Raw genomic sequence first — 16,741 nt, forward strand, 5'->3', positions numbered from 1 at the left:
GCCAGGCTGGCTGATTCGTCGGCTACGGCGGCTGACCACCTGCCGGGCTGGCTGATCCGTCGGGCTACGGGGCCGGAGCCGGGAGCCGTTCACGGAGCGGGCGGGGCGGCGACACGCCACTGCGTCGGGGTCACCCCGTGTTCCGCACCGAAGCGTTTGATGAAGTAACTGACGTCCGGATAGCCGACCCGGCGACTGACCGCCGCCACGGTCAGGTCGGTCTCGGTGAGCAGCAGGCGTGCCTGCCGCATCCGGCGCTGCGCGATCCACTGCTGCACGGTCCGGCCGGTCTTGCGGCGTACCACGGTGGTCAGGTGACCGGCGGTGAGTGCGAGTTCGGCGGCGACGTCGGCGAGCGAGATGGGCTCGTGGTAGCGCTGCTCGATGACCTCGAAGACGGCCGCGAGCAGCGGCTCGTCCGAGGACCGTAGCTGGTCGGCGACGCCGGTCGACAGCCGGGCCGCGGCCACGAGCAACAGGGTCAGGTGGGCGAGTGCGGCCTCCTGGTGACCGTCGCGCCGGGCCCGCAACTCCTCGTCGAGCGCGGCGAAGCGGGTGGTCCAGGCCGCCCGCTCGGCCGATGGGATGCGCAGCCGCTGCGCCCGGTCGGCGCCACGGGCGAACGGGAGGAGCAGCGGGTGCGCCCGCCACGACGCGTACGCCCCGGACATCCCGGGTCGCACCACGTCGGCCGGGAACCACACCGTCCAGCCGTCGGTGACGACCTCCTGGAACGGGTCGGCGAAGGAGATGACCTGCCCCGGCGCGATGACGAACAGGTCCCCGTCGGTCACCGTCCACGTCCGGCCGTCGATCAGCACCGTCCCGTCCGCCGAGTGCGCGTAGCAGAGGACCAGGAAGTCGTGCGTGTGCGCGCCGCCGGTGGCGGGGTCGACGGCCGGCAGGTGCTGGGGGACGCGGGCCACCCCGATCGGAGCGATTCCGGGCACGTGCCCGAAGCCGAAGACCGGTACGCCCTGGCCGGTCACCCCGACAGCACGGGACAGCCGAACCGAACTTTGTCGCATCCGGTCCACAGTTCCTCCATTGTCCGTAGCTTCGCGCCGCACGAGGCTGAGAGTACGACCGAACTTCATCGGATATTGGAGCGTGACATGCCCGGACAGCCCGGCACCGAGCGCGAGCAGTCCTACCTGCCGGCCATGGGCAAGCACTGGCTGCTGCCCCTCTACGATCCGCTCACCCGGCTCGCCGGCGTCGGGCGGATCCACGGACAACTTCTGGACCGGGCGGACCTCCGGCACGGTCAGCGGATCCTGGAGATCGGCTGCGGCACCGGCAACCTCCTGCGGGCGCTCGGGCGTCGCCAACCCGACGTCGACGCCGTGGGCATCGATCCGGATCCGATCGCGCTGCGCCGCGCCCGCCGCAAGGCGGTCCGGGCCGGGCTGCCGATCCGGTACGAGCGCGCGTTCGCCACCGACCTGCCACTGCCCGCCGACAGCTTCGACCGGGTGCTGTCCGCGTTCATGCTGCACCACCTCGCCGAGGACGGGCGTACGCCCGCGCTACGCGAGGTCGGGCGGGTGCTGCGTCCCGGCGGTGAACTGCACGTGGTCGACATCGACGGCACCCCGCCCGAGCGGGGAGCGGGCCGCGTCCACCGCGACGCCCGGGTGGCGGGCAGCCTTCCCGAGCGGGTACTCGCCGCACTGGCCGATGCCGGCCTGACCAACGTCACCGAGAACGGTCGCGGCAGGGCCTGGTTCGGCCGGATCGTCTTCTACCGCGCCGAGGCCCGCCGAGGCGGGTAGCCCGGTCCGGTATCCGTGCAGCCCTGCCGGGCATCTGTGCAGGCCGGCCGGGTATCCGTGACGCCGGGTGGTGGGCCGCACCGAGGCGGTACCGTCGACGAGGGCGGGTAGGAAGGCCACGGGATGACGTACGTGATCGACCGGCGCGACCTGGCCCGGCTGACCACGGAGGTCGCCGGCCCGGTCCTGCTCCCCGACGACGAGGGGTACGCCGGGGAGACCGCCACCTGGAACACCGCCCTGGTGCAACGCCCGGCCGTCGTGGTCGGTGCCACCTCCGCCGCCGACGTACAGGCCGCCGTACGCTTCGCCGATGCGAACGGTCTGCCGGTCGCCGTGGTCGCCACGGGACATGGTGCGGTGGTGCCCGCAGACGGCGCAGTCATGATCAACGTGCGTCGGATCGACGGCATCGATGTCGACGCCCGGTCACGTACGGCGACGATCGGCGCGGCCGTCCCAGCACAGCGACTGATCGAGGCGGCGGCCGGGGTGGGTCTGGCACCGCTGGCCGGCTCGTCGCCCAACGTCGGCGTCGTCGGCTACGTCCTCGGCGGCGGGCTCAGCCCGACCCTCGGCCGCAGCTACGGGTTCGCCGCCGACCACGTCCGGAGCGCCGAGATCGTCACCTCGGACGGCTCGCTCCGCCGGATCGACGCCGACCACGAACCGGAGCTGTTCTGGGCGATCCGGGGCGGCCAGGGGAACTTCGGCGTGGTCACCTCGCTCACCATCGACCTGGTGCCGACGACCAGCCTGTACGGCGGCAGCCTGTACTTCGCCGCCGAGCACGTCACGCCGGTGGTCGAGGCGTACCGCCGGCTGGTCGCCGTCGGCCCGGAGGAGTCGACGGTCTCGTTCGCGTTCCTGCGGCTGCCGTCGGCGCCGACCGTGCCGGAACCGCTGCGCGACCGCTTCACCGTGCACGTGCGGATCGCCTACCTGGGGTCGGCGGCCCAGGGTGAGCGGCTCGTCGCGGATCTGCGCGGCACCGCGCCGACCCTGATCGACACGGTGGCCGAGATGCCGTACACGTCGATCGCCGGCATCCACGCCGACCCGGTCGAACCGGCTCCGACCTACGAGATGTCGGCCCTGCTCCGCGAACTTCCCGCCGAGGCCGCGCAGGCGCTGGTCGCCGCCGCCGGCCCCGACGTCGACACCCCGGTAGGAATGATCGAGATCCGTCAGCTCGGCGGTGCGCTCGCCCGCGCACCGCGCGTGCCGAACGCCGTCGGCAACCGGGACGCCGCCTTCCAGCTCTCCGCCGCCGGGTTCGGCGCGCCGGGCAGGGCGGAGGAGTTCCGGGCGCCGTTGGCCGCGCTCGCCGACGCGATGGCGCCCTGGGCGACGGGCGGCCGGCAGGCCAACTTCCTGACCGGCTACGACACCACGGCCGAGGCGGTGGCACGAGCCTACGAACCGGACACCTACCGCCGGCTGGTGCGGCTCAAGCGTGCCTTCGACCCGCGCAACCTGTTCCGCGTCAACCACAACATCGCCCCGTAGCGCTGGCCGAGAGCCCGGCACAACCGCCATCGGGGCGCGGGCCGGTCCGCATCGGGGTGCCGACGCGCCCGTCGCGGTTCGAGCGCGGGCCGGCCCGCGTCGAGGTGCCGACGCACCCCCGTCGCGGTCCGAGTCAGCCGTGGCATGGCATCGACGTCGGCCGACACGATCGTCGACGCCTTGTCGCCGGGAACAAAATCGATCTCGTCCCGAGGGACCCGCCGGCAGAATGTACGCCGTGCTCGCCGCCACCCGTACCCTGCTGACCTCGCTCGATCCGCTGCCGTACCGGAAGCGGCGCAACCGCCTCGTGGCATGGGCGTCGACCGCGCCCGACCGCGTGCAGGTCTGCGCCGACCTGCGCGAACAGGGTCCCTACGAGCGGCATCTCGCCCTGGTCGTCGCGTTGGCGACCCAGGACACCGACGGCATCGCCGCCGCGACGCGGGACCCTCAGCCGTCGATCAGGGGTGCCGCGCTCACCGCGGCGCTGCGTGCCGGCATCCCGATCGGCGACGTGACCGAGCGACCGGCGGTGGAACGCCGTCGGATCTACCGGGCCCTGCGCCGCACGCGCGCGTCGGCCGTCGCCGACGTGCTCGTCACCGAGGTCCGTGCCCGGTTCGGCGACGAGGAGGCTGCCGCGCTGCTGCCGGCCTGCGGTGCCGACACGGTACGCGATCTGCTGCCCGACCTGGAGCACGCGGTCGACCTCGAGCGGCTGGTCCGGTGGCATTCCGTCCCGCTGCTGGACCGGGTACGCGAGCGGCTGGCCGCAGCCCCGCCAGAACTGCGCGGACGGATCTGGGGTGCCGCCGCCGGTGCGGTGCTGCGGTGTGACCCGGGACAGGCGCTCGACCTGCTCGAACGGTTCGCACCCGAGGAGTCGCTGCCCGGCGCGCTGGACGCGTACGGGGTGCTCGCGGCACACGACGCCGGTCGCGTCGCCCGCCTGCTCGGCACGCCCGGCCGCGCGGCCTGGCGGAAGCGGGTCGCGCTGCCGCCGGCCGTGCTCCGCCGGCTCGCGGCGCTGCCCACCGACGAGTTGGCGCCGCTCGCCAGTCGGTTCCGTGACCACGGCCGGGCGCTGGCGGCGCTGCTCGACGCCGTACCGCCGGCCCGGCGCGGAGAACTGTACGACCGGGCCCTGGCCGAGGTCGACACGGCGGTGCTGGTCCCCGATGCGGCGATCATGGAGGTGCTGCCGGCGGCGGTCCGGATCCGCGAGGCGACCCGGGTGCTGGGCCTGGCGAGGATCCGCGAGCGGGAGGCCGAGGTGCGGGTCTGGAGCGCGTACCTGGCCTGGCCGGACGCGTCCTCGGCGCTGGATGTCGCGGTGCGTTCGGGCGACGCCGACGAGCGGGCGCACGGCTACACGCTGCTGGTCGAGGCCGCCCGCCGCTCCCGGGATCCGCAGGCGGTGGGCGAGGTGGTCGTCCGGCTGGGCCGGCTGCGCAACGAGCAGGACCCGGTACGCGCGGCGGCGCTCACCGCGCTGGCGAAGGTGGCAGCACTGCTCACTGTGGACACGGCAGCGGGACTGACCCGGCTCACCACCGACGCGGTCGACGCCCGCGACGCGTCGGCCGCCACCACGACGGCACTGAGCACGCTCGCCGCCGACGTGCTCCGGCACCACGTCGCCGTGCCGGAGTTGCGCGACTGGGCGCTGCTCACGATCGACCTGGTGAGCACCGGCGCGAACGTGCCGGTACTGCGCCGCTTCGACAGCGTGCTGCGCCGTGGCCAGGAGACGATGGTCTTCGAGCGGCTGCGCGGCTGGGTCGAGGCCGGGATGGCCCGTGGCCGGTACGGTCCGCTCTTCGCGCTCACCCACGCGCTCGGCAGGCGGGCCTGGCGGCTGCCGGGGTTGCAGGACCTGCTGCGTCGGGCGATCGGCCCGCACACGCTCCCCTCGGTGGCCCGGACGGCGATCGGGCTCTGGCTCGACGATCCGCGTTCGCGCCCGGAGCGCGTCGCCGAGGTGATCGAGACCGAACCGACGGCGGTGGCGCTGCACGGGGTGTGGGTGGCGGTCTGCTCGTCCCGTACCGACCTGCTCGACCTGGTGCTCGACCGCCGTCCGCGCGGCCGGTTCGTGGAGTCGGGGACGCGGTGGGTGCCCGACTGGGCACCGCACGTCGAGCGTTGGCTGCCCCGCCAGCAGGCCCGTTTCGTGGAGTTGCAGGAACTGGTGGTCGCCGACACGGGACAGGGGGTGTGGCGGCGGGTCGCGGCGATCCGGGCCGCCGCCGGAGTTCCCGGCGCCGGCCGCGAACTGGTGCTGCGTCACCTCGACGCGCCCGAGGTGGCGATCACCGAGGCGGCGCTGGGCGCGTTGGTCTGGACCGACCGGCCGGACGAGGCGCTGCCGGTGCTGCTCCGGTACGCCGACGGCGACCGGGCGCGGGTCGCGCTGTACGCGGCCGGTCGCGCTGCCCGGCACGTCCCGCCGTCCCGGTTGGCCGACGTGCTCGGCGAGCTGCTGACCGCTCCCGCGAAGATCACGAGTCGGAAGGAGGCGGCCCGGCTGCTGGCCCGCTACGGGCCGCCCCGGGTGATGGCGACGCTGCTCGACGCGTACACGGATCCGGATGCGCACCGGGACGTGCGGGCGGCGATCGTCTCCGCCGCGCGGCAGCGGCTGGACACCGAAGCGAGCTGGACCATCCTGCGGACCGCTGTCGACGGGAGCCGGGAGGAGCGTCGCGCGGTCCTGGGCGCCTACCCGTACACGATTCCGGAACGGCACCGCCCGCGCTACGGCGCGCTCCTCGTGCGGGCGTGCCGGGCCACCGACCGGGAGGTCCGGCGGGCCGCGTTCGGCCAGCTCGGGGAGTGGGCACCGTGGCTGGCCGGGATCACCGAGCTGGTCGTGGACCGGCTCTGCGACCTCGGCGAGACGATGGCGCACATCGAGGTCGCCAACCTGCTCAGGGCGGGCGGCGACGCGGTACTCGGCACCGCGCTGGCCGGGCTGGTGCAGCGCGACGCGGACGACGACCGTCCCGGCGACCCGGCTGCGGACCGTCCGGCCCGCCGCCGCGTCGAACTCCTCGCCCGTGGCGCGGTCGTCCGGTCCACCAGCCGGCCGGCCGGTGCCGACCGGACCGGGCTGGTCGAGTCGGCGCGGTGGCTCGCCGGTCGTCCCGCCTTCGTCGGTACGGCCGTCGGGCTGCTGGTCGACCTCGGCCGGCTGGACAACCTGGACGAGGTCGCCGGGCTGTGTGCGGGCCGGCCGGTCCTCGCGGTCCGTGCCGCCGAACGGGTCGGCGCCCGCCTGCGGGGCCTGCGGGAGTGGCCCGATCCGGCGGTCCTCGCCGACGCCGTCGCGCGACTGGCGGGGCGCGGCGACCTCGCCGGCGGCCTGTTCGCGGTGGCGCTCGTCCGGCACGGGGCCGGCTTCGGCTGGCCGGCACCGTGGCGGGACCTGCTGGTCGGACTGCGCCGGCACCCGGACGCCGACGTGCGGGAGGAGGCGTACGCCGTCGACATGAGCTGACCGCCGCAGCGGCGCCTGGCACAGCCGCCGGGCGCCGGTGACCCCGGGGCGTCAGAATCCGTTGCCCCGGTGGCGCGCGGTCGCGGTCACGCCTTCACCCGGCTGGCCCGGGACTCCAGATAGCGCCGCTCGGCGATGCTGGCCGTCGACCGCGCGGCCCGCCGGTAGTCCTGGTACGCCCCGGCCGTGTCGCCGGTCTTCTCCCGCAGATGCGCCCGCACCGACAGCAGCCGGTGGTGTCCGGCCATCCGCTCGTCGTCGTCCAGCGTGCCGAGCAGGGCCAGCCCGGCCGGCGGACCCTCGATCTCGGCGAGCGCGATCGCCCGGTTGAGCGTGACCATCGGGTTGGGGGCAATCCGTTCCAGGATCAGGTAGAGGGCGTGCACCTGCGCCCAGTTGGTCTCCTCGGCCGTGGCCGCGTCGTCGTGGGTGGCGGCGATCGCGGCCTGTAGCTGGTACGGCCCCAGCGCCGGTCCGGCCAGGGCCGATCTGGTCAGCTCGATGCCCTCGTCGATCAGTTCGCGGTCCCACCTCGTGCGGTCCTGCTCGGCCAGCGGCACCAGGTCGCCGCCCGCCGTCGTACGCGCCTGCCGGCGGGCGTGGGTCAGCAGCATCAGCGCGAGCAGGCCGGTCACCTCGTCGTCCTCGGGAAGCTGCGCGTGCACCATCCTGGTCAGCCGGATCGCCTCGTGCGCGAGGTCGGCGCGGTGCAACGCATCGCCCGAGGAGGCGGTGTAGCCCTCGTTGAAGATCAGGTAGAGGACGTGCAGGACGACCCGTAGCCGCTCCTCCCGCTCCGCTCCCTCCGGCAGCCGGAACGAGCTGCCGGCGGCCCTGATGCGCTGCTTGGCCCGGCTGATCCTGGCCGCCATCGTGGCCTCCGGCACCAGGAACGCGCGGGCGATCTCGGCGGTGGTCAGGCCGCCGACCGCCCGCAGGGTGAGCGCGGTCTGCGAGGCCGCGGTCAGCGTCGGATGACAGCACAGGAACAGCAGGACGAGCGTGTCGTCGGTGTCCGGTACGTCCTCGGGTACCAGGTCGGTGGCTGCCGCCGACTCCCGCTCGCGGCGAGCGCGGTCACTGCGCAACTGGTCGATGAACCGCCGGGACGCGACGGTCACCAGCCAGCCGCGCGGGTTGTCCGGCACACCCTCGGCCGGCCACTGCACGGTGGCGGCGAGGACGGCGTCCTGCACCGCGTCCTCACAGCCCTCGAACTGGCCGTACCGACGTACCAACGTGCCGAGGACCTGCGGCGTGAGCTCCCGCAGCAGGTCCTCGATGGCTCGTCCCGTCATGCCTCCAATTGTCCGTCGGCGAACATCACCTGCCGGACCTCGACACCCAGCCCGTCGATCGCGGCGTCCGGGATCTGCGCCGCCAGCTCGATCGCCCGTTCCCGGCTCTCGCAGTCGAGCAGGTAGAAACCGCCCAGGTACTCCTTCGACTCCAGGAACGGGCCGTCGGTCACCACCGGCTGGCCGTTGCGTACCCGCACCACGGCGGCCTGCGACGGGTCCACCAGCGCCTGCGTGCTGATCAGTTCGCCGGACTCCTTCAGCGCCTCGATGAACCTGCCGTGGCCTTCGCCGATCGCCGCCTTCTCCTCGTCGGTCAGCGCGTCCAGCACCGCCGGGTTGAGGTGCAGGCTGATCAGGAACTGCATCTGGTACTCCTCGTGGTTCGTGGGCCCTGGCTGGCCCTCCGCCGTCCAGTCGGAGCCGCCGCCGTCGTCTTGACATCCCGGCCAGGACTTTCGCACGCGACTTTCTGCCGTCGCAGCACCCGGACCGCGAGGTCGTCAGTTCGGGTGACGCCGGCCGGGCCAGGTGCGAGAGATTTTTCCTCCGTACCCGTGTCAAGAAGCTCTCGACCGCTCCGACCAACAGGCGGACATCGAGAGAACAGGAAATTTCGGATATGAGAGTCAACCGGGCATGGCTGGGACTAGCCCTCCTCATGTTGCCGACATCGCTCGTCGCGATCGACACCACGGCGTTGCTCCTCGCGCTGCCACGGCTGAGCGCCGACCTGGGCGCCACCAACGTCCAGCAGCTCTGGATCAGTGACAGCTACGGCTTCATGGTGGCCGGTCTGGTCATCACGATGGGTACGCTCGGCGACCGGATCGGCCGACGGCGGCTGCTGACGATCGGTGCGGGGGCGTTCGGGGTGCTGTCGATCGTGGCCGCCTTCGCGGACGACCCGCTGGTGCTGATCGTCGCGCGGGCACTGCTGGGCGTGGCCGGCGCGACCCTGGCGCCGTGCACGCTCGCCCTGATCACCAACATGTTCAACGACGAACGGCAGCGCGGGCGGGCCATCGCGATCTGGGCGACCTGCCAGTTCACCGGTGGTGCGCTCGGCCCCGTACTCGCCGGGCTGCTGCTCCAGCACTTCTGGTGGGGGTCGGTGTTCCTGGCCGCCGTGCCGGCGATGGCGTTGCTGCTGCTCGCCGGCCCGGCCCTGCTGCCGGAGTACCGCAGCGAGCACGCCGGCAGGCTGGACCTGGCGAGCGTCGGACTGTCGCTGGTGGCCGTGCTCCCGATGATCTACGGCGTCAAGCAACTCGCCGTCGGGAGTGACCCGCTCGTGCCGGCGGTCGCCCTCGTCGTCGGCGCGGTCACCGCCGCAGTGTTCGTACGCCGGCAACTGCGGCTGGAGACGCCGCTGCTGGACCTGCGGCTGCTCCGCAACCGCCCGTTCACGGCCGTACTCGTCGCGCTGGTCTTCGCCGGCATCGCCATGGCGGGTACGGGCCTGCTGGTGACCCAGTATCTGCAGAGCGTACTGGGATTCTCGCCGGTCGCCTCGGCGATGCTGTTCGCACCGATGGGGCTCGGCACCGCGGTCGGCACCATCCTCGCCCCGGCGTTGGCCCGGCGGACGGGGCGGACGGCCGCGATCGCCGGTGGGCTGGTGTGCTCGGCAGCGGGCAGCCTGCTGCTGGTCGGTGTGGACGGTGCACTCGCCCTGCCGATGGCGATGGTCGGCATCACGGTGCTGGCGCTGGGTACCGGTCCGCTGTTCGCGCTGGGCACCGGTCTGGTCGTCGGGTCCGTACCGGCCGAGCGCGCCGGGTCGGCGGCGTCGATGTCCGAGACCGGCAACTACTTCGGCGGGTCGCTCGGCTTCGCGCTGCTGGGTGCGCTGGCCGCAGTGGTCTACCACAGTCGGATGGACGGCACGTCGGACTCACTGGCCGGCGCTGTCGCCGCGAGCCGGCAACTGCCGGCCGACCAGGGTACGGAGTTGCTGCACGACGCGCGGGAGGCGTTCACCGCCAGCCTGCACGTCACCGGCGTCGCCGCCACGGTCATCTTCGCCGGGCTGGCCGTGCTGGTCCTGGCCATGCGTCCGGCGCCCCGGACTCCCACGGCCGCGCTTCCCGACTACGAGACGACACCCGCGTAGCACCGGCCCAAGGCCGGATCGTCGCCGCCACCGGGGCAGGATCGCCTATTCGCCGCAGACGTCCTGGAACTCTGCCAGGTACTCGTCCAGCGGTTGCAGGCCGACCCTGGCGCGCCGGTCGTGCACTCCGGCCTCGTCGGCGAGCGGCGCCGGCACCGGGCGTCCGTCCCGGCATCCACCGAACTGGGTACCGTAGATCTGTGGCCGCCCGGAGTTCGCCGCCACCCGATCCTCCAGATAGGCCAACTCGGTCGGGTCGGCGGCCCCGGCGGCCACGGCCACGCACATCAGTTCCAGCGCCCGGCGCTGCAACTCGACATCGTTGTCGGCGTGCTGGGCGATCAGCCAGGCCGCGCTGGCACCGTCGGTGCCCACCAGGTTCGCGTCCGGCCAGCCGTGCTCGGCCATGACCTCGCGGAGCCGGTCCGTCCGGCGGGCGTCGGTGTTGGCATTCACCTTGCCGGTACGTTCGGCCTGGTCAGCCTCGGCCATCTCCAGGAACTCCCGGCGCAGATCCGGCGCGGTCGGGGGGTCCCGCCGCCGCTCCTGCGCAGGGTCGCCCACCTCGCAGAGCACCTCGGCGACGCGCGCCGCGCCATCGGTCGACGCACCACGATCCGGCGTCGCCCCGCGGCGTTGATCGCCTCCGGACGCGGCCACTGCGGCGACGAGAAGACACGCCGCCGCGCGGCACCACGTCGCTGCTGAGGCCCTCCCCATCACCGGAGTATGGCCGAGGTGAGGTCCGGAGGTGTCCCCGAACGCCGTCCACACCTGGCCGCCGTGCCGCCTGGGGAGGAGCCGTGTCCGGCCCGGATCCGGTGTCGCCGCCGTCCCCGAAACCGGCGGCGGTCCGCGCACCGTACCCGAGCGGCGCCGCCGGGTGGTCCGCCCGGCGGTTGTCGGGCGTCATCGCACGTCGAACATAACGGCGCCGGCTTCCGGTGTGTGGTTGCCGTCGGCGGCCAGCACGGTGTACGGGATGGCCTTGAAGCGCTTGCGGCGGATCACGGCGACCATGCGGAGCGCACCCCGGACCGGACTGCCGACGGCGGAGCGGACCATCAGCGCCATCCGCAGTGCGCCGACGATCTCGGCGCTGCTGGTGCGGGAGAACTCCCACGTCGGATCGGCCCGGAGCGGATTCAGCGCCTGGAGGAAGGTGTCCTGCCGGGTGACGGCGCGGGAGGTCTTGGCACCGAGAGAGAGGATCTTCAGGTCGGTCCTGACCTCGATCTCCGTCGTCAGGAGGTCGGGCGAGGCGAGCCGTTCCGGGGTCATCGACCAGGCGATGGCCGGCTCGATACCGGCCGGCACGCTCAGCATCACCTGTACCCAGGCATTCTGGATCCGTTCCCCGTCGGCCGGATTGAACGTGACGCCGAGGTCGACCATCGTGTAGTCGCTGGCGTCCCGCTCGGTGGTCAGCGTCGCCGCCACGCCCGGATCGTCGACGGCGTCGGCGTGCAGGGGGCGGCAGACCGGCCCGCCGAGCAGGATGCGGGTGGCGAGGGGCTCGTCCGGTGTCGCCTCGGGAACCCCCTTGGTGGCCCGACTCTCCGGGGCCAGCACGGTTTCGGTCCAGTCCAGGCCGGCCTCGGGCAGCAACATGCTCAGCTCGCTCCCATCAGGTAGAAGGCACCCCAGTCCCGGTACGCCGGGTGCCGTTGTCGGGTGACGTCGCGGGCGGAGCGGAAGGCCGCCGCCACGTCGTCGGGGTCGGTACGCAGATGCGCGTAGAACGATGTGAAGAAGGTGCTCGACGCGTCCACCTCGGCCTCCCAGAGCGTGCCGATCAGGGTGCGTACGCCGCGAAGGAGCAGGGATGCCGGCAGTCCGCGCAGGTTGTCGAGCAGATCGAAGCGGCCGAGTGCCGTCTCACACGCCGAAAGCGACACGACTTCGAGACCGTGCAGGTCGAGGTCCAGCAGCTCGAACGCGTGCAGTCGGCCGTCGGAGTCGCCGGCCGGCCAGAGGTAGAGCAGTTGGAAGGCCGCGCCGGCCGTGCTGTTCCGGCCGTGCGTCGACAGGTGTACGTACCGGCTGCTCCGCAGGGCGGCCACGAACGCCTGCTCGGTGGCGGCGCTGTCGAGTACGGGGCCGGTGCCGAAGCAATCGGCCACCTCGCGTACCTCCCGCTCGGAGGCGGTCAACGGCGGCAGCCCGAACGGTTCGCCGGCACCGAACGACAGGCCGAGCGAGGTCGCCGACCGCTCGGCGGGCGGCGCCGGTGCCGCGTGCAGGAGTTCCCGGTTCGGCAGGATGCTGACGGTGAAGACGTCCGCGAGCAGCAGGTCCCCGAGCGGCAGCAGGTGGAACGGGAGGAAGTGCAGCGGCCCGTGCGGCACCACTATCAACCGGTCCCGTCCGGCGGCCGCGAGGTCGAGTAGCTCCCCACCGTCCCCGAACAGCTGGTCGGCCATCGCGCGGAGCGCTTCCGCCCCCTCCGACGAGACCGGCCGCCCCAGGCCGGGATAGTCCTGAATCGACTGTCGCACCGCACGGACCTCGGCGGCAAGCGGATGGACGAGCAACTCGCGGTTGTCCCCGTGCCAAACCGGTGCGCCGGGCAGATCGGCACTGCGCCGGGCCAGCAGGTGCGTGCCCGCACTGGTGTGGAACCAGGTGTACACCACCAACTGTCCGTCGACGTCGAGACCGAGTAGCAGGTCCAGCACGGCCGTACGGTCGTCGAGCTGGTCGAGGGCGAGACCCGGTACCCGTACGCCGTGTCCGCCATCTCCACCGCCCACGAGCCGCTCGAACACCCGCTCGTCGAAGGCGCGCTGGAGGTTGGCCAGTCGCTCCTCCGGGTTGGCGCCGGGACGCACCTCGCGACTGTTGACGTACGTGGTGAGCAACGTGTCCTGGTCGAACAGCGGGTGACCGGCGGCCGGGTCCGTGACCTCCAGCCCCTCGATCTCGGCCAGCAACCGACGCCCGTCCGGGTCGTCCACGGGCGAATAACGGGCGTCTCGCCGCAGGGCCACCGCGAAGGAGAGTCCCTTGACCATCTGTCGCAGTACGTCGGCCGTCCGGGCGTCGATGTCGCTGCGGGCACCGGCGGCGAACGCCAGCAGGCAGGTGTGCTGGAACTCGTACCGGATCTGCGGGTTCGCGCGGATGAGCGGCAGCGCGACCGGAAGCAGGGCAACGCAGATCTCGAACGCCACCGCAGCACCCGGGGCGTCCCGGGCCAGCCAGCCCATCCGCCGGAGCAGGTCGGCGACCGTGCCCGCCAGGCGCAGCCCACCGGCGTGCTCGAGAGCCTTCGCGTACCTGCGGACGGCGGCGGCAGGATCGACGGGTACGGCGTTCACGGCGGCGCCGACCGACAGGCCCATGGCGCAGAACCGGAGCGGCTCGGACAGCTTCTGCCACTCGGTGCCGAGATCGGCAACCGACGGCGCGCCGGCCAGCTCGTCGAGCGCCTCCTGCTCCCGGTCGTCCCGCTGTAGGCGGAGCGCGCGGTCCACGGCTCCGGCCAGTCTGGTCAACGGTCTGCGGTCGTGCCGGGCCAGCGGGCCGCGCCGGACCCGAGGGCTCCCGTGTCGCACGATGTTCGCCAACTGCGACACTTCCTCGCGCCATAGACGCTCCCGGTACACGTCACCCAGCGTGTCCGCGTACGTGTGCAGCCCGACGAGTATCCACAGTGCTTTCTCCCGCTGTTCGGCTCCGACCTGACGCGCCCGCTGCAAGCCGAGTTCCAGCTCCCGGAAGTGTGCCTCGCTCGAATCGGGGCCGGACGCATCGGGCACACCACCGTCCGGCGGCAGCGCTGCGGCGGATTCTCCGACGGCCAGCCCGGCTTCCCGCAACATCGTGTGGATCGACAGGATGTGCTGCTCCGACCTGTCCGGGTCGAGCTTGGCCAGAGCCGTCCGCGCGGTGGTCAGCAGCTCCTCGTCGGCGACCTCCCGGCCCAGCGAGCGCAGCCCGTACAACGTCTCCAGATGTCCCTTCGCGGACAGGCCGCTCTCGTGGCCGACCCGCAGCGCGGTGGCTTCCCGGTACTGCCGCTCCGCCACGGTCAGCGCCTCCAGCGGCGGTGGCATGTCGGCTTCCGCCCAGTCCAGTTCCCGTGCCTCGGCGGCATCGAGCGCACCGGTCAGCCGGCGGCGCAGCTCCCGACGTACGACCTCCTCGTCGACGGGCAGGCCGTTGTACGGGTCGACGCCCAGGCTGGCGACCCGGTGCAGTGCCCGCCCGGCACGTTGCCGTTCGCCCCTGGCCTGGAACCGCTGGACCAGGTTCGCGGCGATCGCCTGACCCCGCCGGTAGATCCGGCCGTCGGGCACGGCGCCGAGCTGGACCAACGTGGTCAGCAGCCAGTCGCCGGCGGTCTCGTCGTACATGTAGGCGAAGTCGGCGGCGGCCATCCGGCCCACTTCTCCGGAGTCGTCCACAGTGGGCAGCGCCTGCACGGTGGCGAGCACCAGTTCCTGCAGATCCCAGCCGTCGGCACGCCGCGCCTCGTCCTGCACCAGCCGGGTCACGGTCCGACACAGCGCGCGCAGATAGGCACCTGACACCCGCCACACCACGTCGGGGGTGGCGGCGTGGCGGGCCGCCTCCGGGCGGCTCATGTACCGCTGCGTCACCGCAGTCCAGATCGGCTCGATCGGTCCGTGACCGAGCGGGTAGCGTTCCGGGTTGCTTTCGAGGAGGTTCCGGCCACGATCGAGCAGGGCGACGACCCGGAAGGCTTGGTTCTCCAGGATCCGCTCCGGCTCGGGGATCCGGTCGAGTTCCTGCCGAAGCACGTACGCGTTCAGCAACTGGGGATGCCGGGACACCAGTTCGGTGAGCACCTCGGTGTCGGAGAGCGCGGCGGCCTCCGTCAGCAGCCGCCGGTTCTCGGCCTCGATCGGGCTACCCGCGTATTGCCGCACGGGCAGCGAGGGTGCGGGGTCCTCGTGCACTGCCATCCGGCCTCCCCTCGACCCGGCACTCCCGTCGCGTCCTCCGATCTGACCCCCTGTCGCCGGCTGAGAAGCCGTCGTGTCAGCAGTCCGACTGATGAATCGGCACGGCGGACGACCGTCGGGGGTGGGTCCAGCGGTGCTGGACGTCGCCCACGGTCGTCCGCCGGGCTATGGCTTCGGTCGCCGCTGGGGTCAGCCGACGGACTTGTTGTAGCTGTCGATCTCCGGCTGGACGCTCGCGGCGGCGTCCTTCAACGCCTGTTCGGCCGGCTTGGCGCCGACGATCGCGGCTTCCAGGCCGTCCTCGGCGGCCTTCCGCGCCTGTGGCATCACGCCGAGCAGGCAGCCGGCCGACGCGACCGACGGCGGGAGCGCGTGCAACTGGTCGACCGCCGTCCGGAACTGCGGGTACTGGGCCACCCAGTCCTTGTCGATCTGTTCCTCCAGGGCCTTCGGGTTGATCGGCACGTAGCCGGTACCGGTGTGCCACTGCGCCTGTTGGGCGGCGCCGGAGGCGAACTTGACGAACTCCCAGGCACCCCGCTTCTCGGCGTCGCTGTGCCCGACGCCGTTGATCCAGAGCGAGGCGCCACCGATGATCGGTCCACCGGCGGAGGCGTCGGTCACCTTCGGGTACGGCGCGGTCAGCACCGTGAACCTGCCCTTGGCGGCGTCGACGTACCCGCGCAGCACGCTCGTGGATTCGAGGTGCATCGCGACCGTACCGGCCTTGAACGCCGCCTGGGCGTCGTCGGTCTTCCGCCCGGTGTTCGTCGCGTACCCGTTGCGCACCAGGTCCGCCCACCACTGCGCCACCTGCACGCCGGTGGCCTGGTCGAACTGGACCTTCGTCGCGAGCTTGTCCCGCCCGTTGCCGTTGTCGCAGTACTCCTTGCCGTCGGTGGCGAGGAGCTGTTCGAGCAGCCAGCCGTAGATCGCGGCGCCGAAGCCGTACTGGGTGGTCTTGCCGCTGCCGTCCTTGACGGTGAGCCGCTTGGCCAGTTCGCCGATCTCGGCGAGGGTCTTCGGCGGCTTGGTCGGGTCGAGCCGGGCCCGCTCGAACGCCTCCTTGTTGAGGTAGAGCAGCGGGGTCGAGGAGTTGAACGGCATCGACCAGAGCTTGCCCTCGACCGAGTAGTAGCTGGCGATGTTCGGCTCGATCTCGGCGGTGTCGAAGGCGTCCTTCTCGATGAACCGGTGCATCGGCACGACCTGCCGGGAGTCCACCATGAACCGGCTGCCGATGTCGTAGACCTGGATCAGCGCCGGGGTGTTCTTCTGCTGCACCGACGCCTTGTACTTGGCGATCGTCTCGTCGTAGCTGCCCTGGAAGACCGGTTTGACCTCGACCTTGCCACCGCTGCGGGCGTTGAAGTCGGCGACCAGCTTGTCGACCGCCGTGGCGTTCGCGCCCTTCATCGCGTGCCAGAACTCGACGGTCGTCGTGCCGTCTGCGCTGTCCAGCACCTCGGCACCCGGCGCGTCCAGAGCCCCGGCGGAGTCGCCGTCGTCGGCACCCGAGCCGCACCCGCCGACCAGCGCGGTGGCGACGAGCAGGGCGACGGCCGCCACACCCGTCCGACGTAGCCGCGAAGTTGCCATTGCTACTCCTT

The 16,741-nt window shown here is 72.5% G+C and carries 11 protein-coding genes; 4 read left to right on the top strand and 7 right to left on the bottom strand.

The window, feature by feature from the left end:
- Positions 1 to 89: 89 nt before the first annotated feature.
- On the bottom strand, positions 90 to 1,028 hold the full coding sequence (locus Pen02_RS14895) for an AraC family transcriptional regulator (RefSeq protein ID WP_203866593.1): 939 nt from the start codon (positions 1,026 to 1,028) through the stop codon (positions 90 to 92).
- An 87-nt stretch (positions 1,029 to 1,115) separates the two neighbouring features.
- Here Pen02_RS14895 and Pen02_RS14900 point away from each other — a divergent pair, with 87 nt between their 5' ends.
- From Pen02_RS14900 to Pen02_RS14910, 3 genes are all read left to right on the top strand, one after another.
- Positions 1,116 to 1,775, top strand: a complete 660-nt coding sequence (locus tag Pen02_RS14900) for a class I SAM-dependent methyltransferase (RefSeq protein WP_203866594.1) — start codon at positions 1,116 to 1,118, stop codon at positions 1,773 to 1,775.
- Positions 1,776 to 1,898: 123 nt separating this feature from the next.
- Positions 1,899 to 3,284, top strand: coding sequence for an FAD-binding oxidoreductase (locus tag Pen02_RS14905; protein WP_203866814.1), 1,386 nt, complete (start codon positions 1,899 to 1,901; stop codon positions 3,282 to 3,284).
- Between the two features lie 229 nt (positions 3,285 to 3,513).
- On the top strand, positions 3,514 to 6,786 hold the full coding sequence (locus Pen02_RS14910) for a HEAT repeat domain-containing protein (protein WP_203866595.1): 3,273 nt from the start codon (positions 3,514 to 3,516) through the stop codon (positions 6,784 to 6,786).
- 86 nt (positions 6,787 to 6,872) lie between these two features.
- On the opposite strand, the gene Pen02_RS14915 is transcribed toward Pen02_RS14910, so the two are convergent.
- Together Pen02_RS14915 and Pen02_RS14920 are read right to left on the bottom strand one after the other, a co-directional pair.
- Positions 6,873 to 8,084, bottom strand: coding sequence for an RNA polymerase sigma factor (locus Pen02_RS14915; protein ID WP_203866596.1), 1,212 nt, complete (start codon positions 8,082 to 8,084; stop codon positions 6,873 to 6,875).
- Positions 8,081 to 8,452, bottom strand: a complete 372-nt coding sequence (locus Pen02_RS14920; protein ID WP_203866597.1) for a YciI family protein — start codon at positions 8,450 to 8,452, stop codon at positions 8,081 to 8,083. Before Pen02_RS14920 ends, Pen02_RS14915 begins: the two co-directional genes overlap by 4 nt.
- Positions 8,453 to 8,745: 293 nt before the next feature.
- Here Pen02_RS14920 and Pen02_RS14925 point away from each other — a divergent pair, with 293 nt between their 5' ends.
- Entirely contained in the window at positions 8,746 to 10,200 is a 1,455-nt protein-coding gene (locus Pen02_RS14925) for an MFS transporter (RefSeq protein ID WP_239140687.1), read from the top strand.
- Positions 10,201 to 10,245: 45 nt separating this feature from the next.
- Here Pen02_RS14925 and Pen02_RS14930 read toward each other — a convergent pair whose 3' ends face one another.
- The 4 genes from Pen02_RS14930 to Pen02_RS14945 form a co-directional block, all read right to left on the bottom strand.
- Positions 10,246 to 10,764 (bottom strand): DUF6624 domain-containing protein, encoded by a 519-nt coding sequence (locus Pen02_RS14930; RefSeq protein ID WP_203866599.1) that lies wholly within the window; start codon positions 10,762 to 10,764, stop codon positions 10,246 to 10,248.
- Between the two features lie 345 nt (positions 10,765 to 11,109).
- A complete protein-coding gene (locus Pen02_RS14935; RefSeq protein WP_203866600.1) occupies positions 11,110 to 11,811 on the bottom strand; it encodes a hypothetical protein in 702 nt (233 codons plus the stop codon).
- Between the two features lie 2 nt (positions 11,812 to 11,813).
- Complete coding sequence (locus tag Pen02_RS14940) at positions 11,814 to 15,131, bottom strand: CHAT domain-containing protein (protein ID WP_203866601.1); 3,318 nt, start codon at positions 15,129 to 15,131, stop codon at positions 11,814 to 11,816.
- A gap of 189 nt (positions 15,132 to 15,320) precedes the next feature.
- Entirely contained in the window at positions 15,321 to 16,730 is a 1,410-nt protein-coding gene (locus Pen02_RS14945; RefSeq protein ID WP_203866602.1) for an ABC transporter substrate-binding protein, read from the bottom strand.
- Positions 16,731 to 16,741 lie beyond the last annotated feature (11 nt).

This window comes from Plantactinospora endophytica, assembly GCF_016862915.1.
GTDB classification, from domain to species: domain Bacteria; phylum Actinomycetota; class Actinomycetes; order Mycobacteriales; family Micromonosporaceae; genus Plantactinospora; species Plantactinospora endophytica.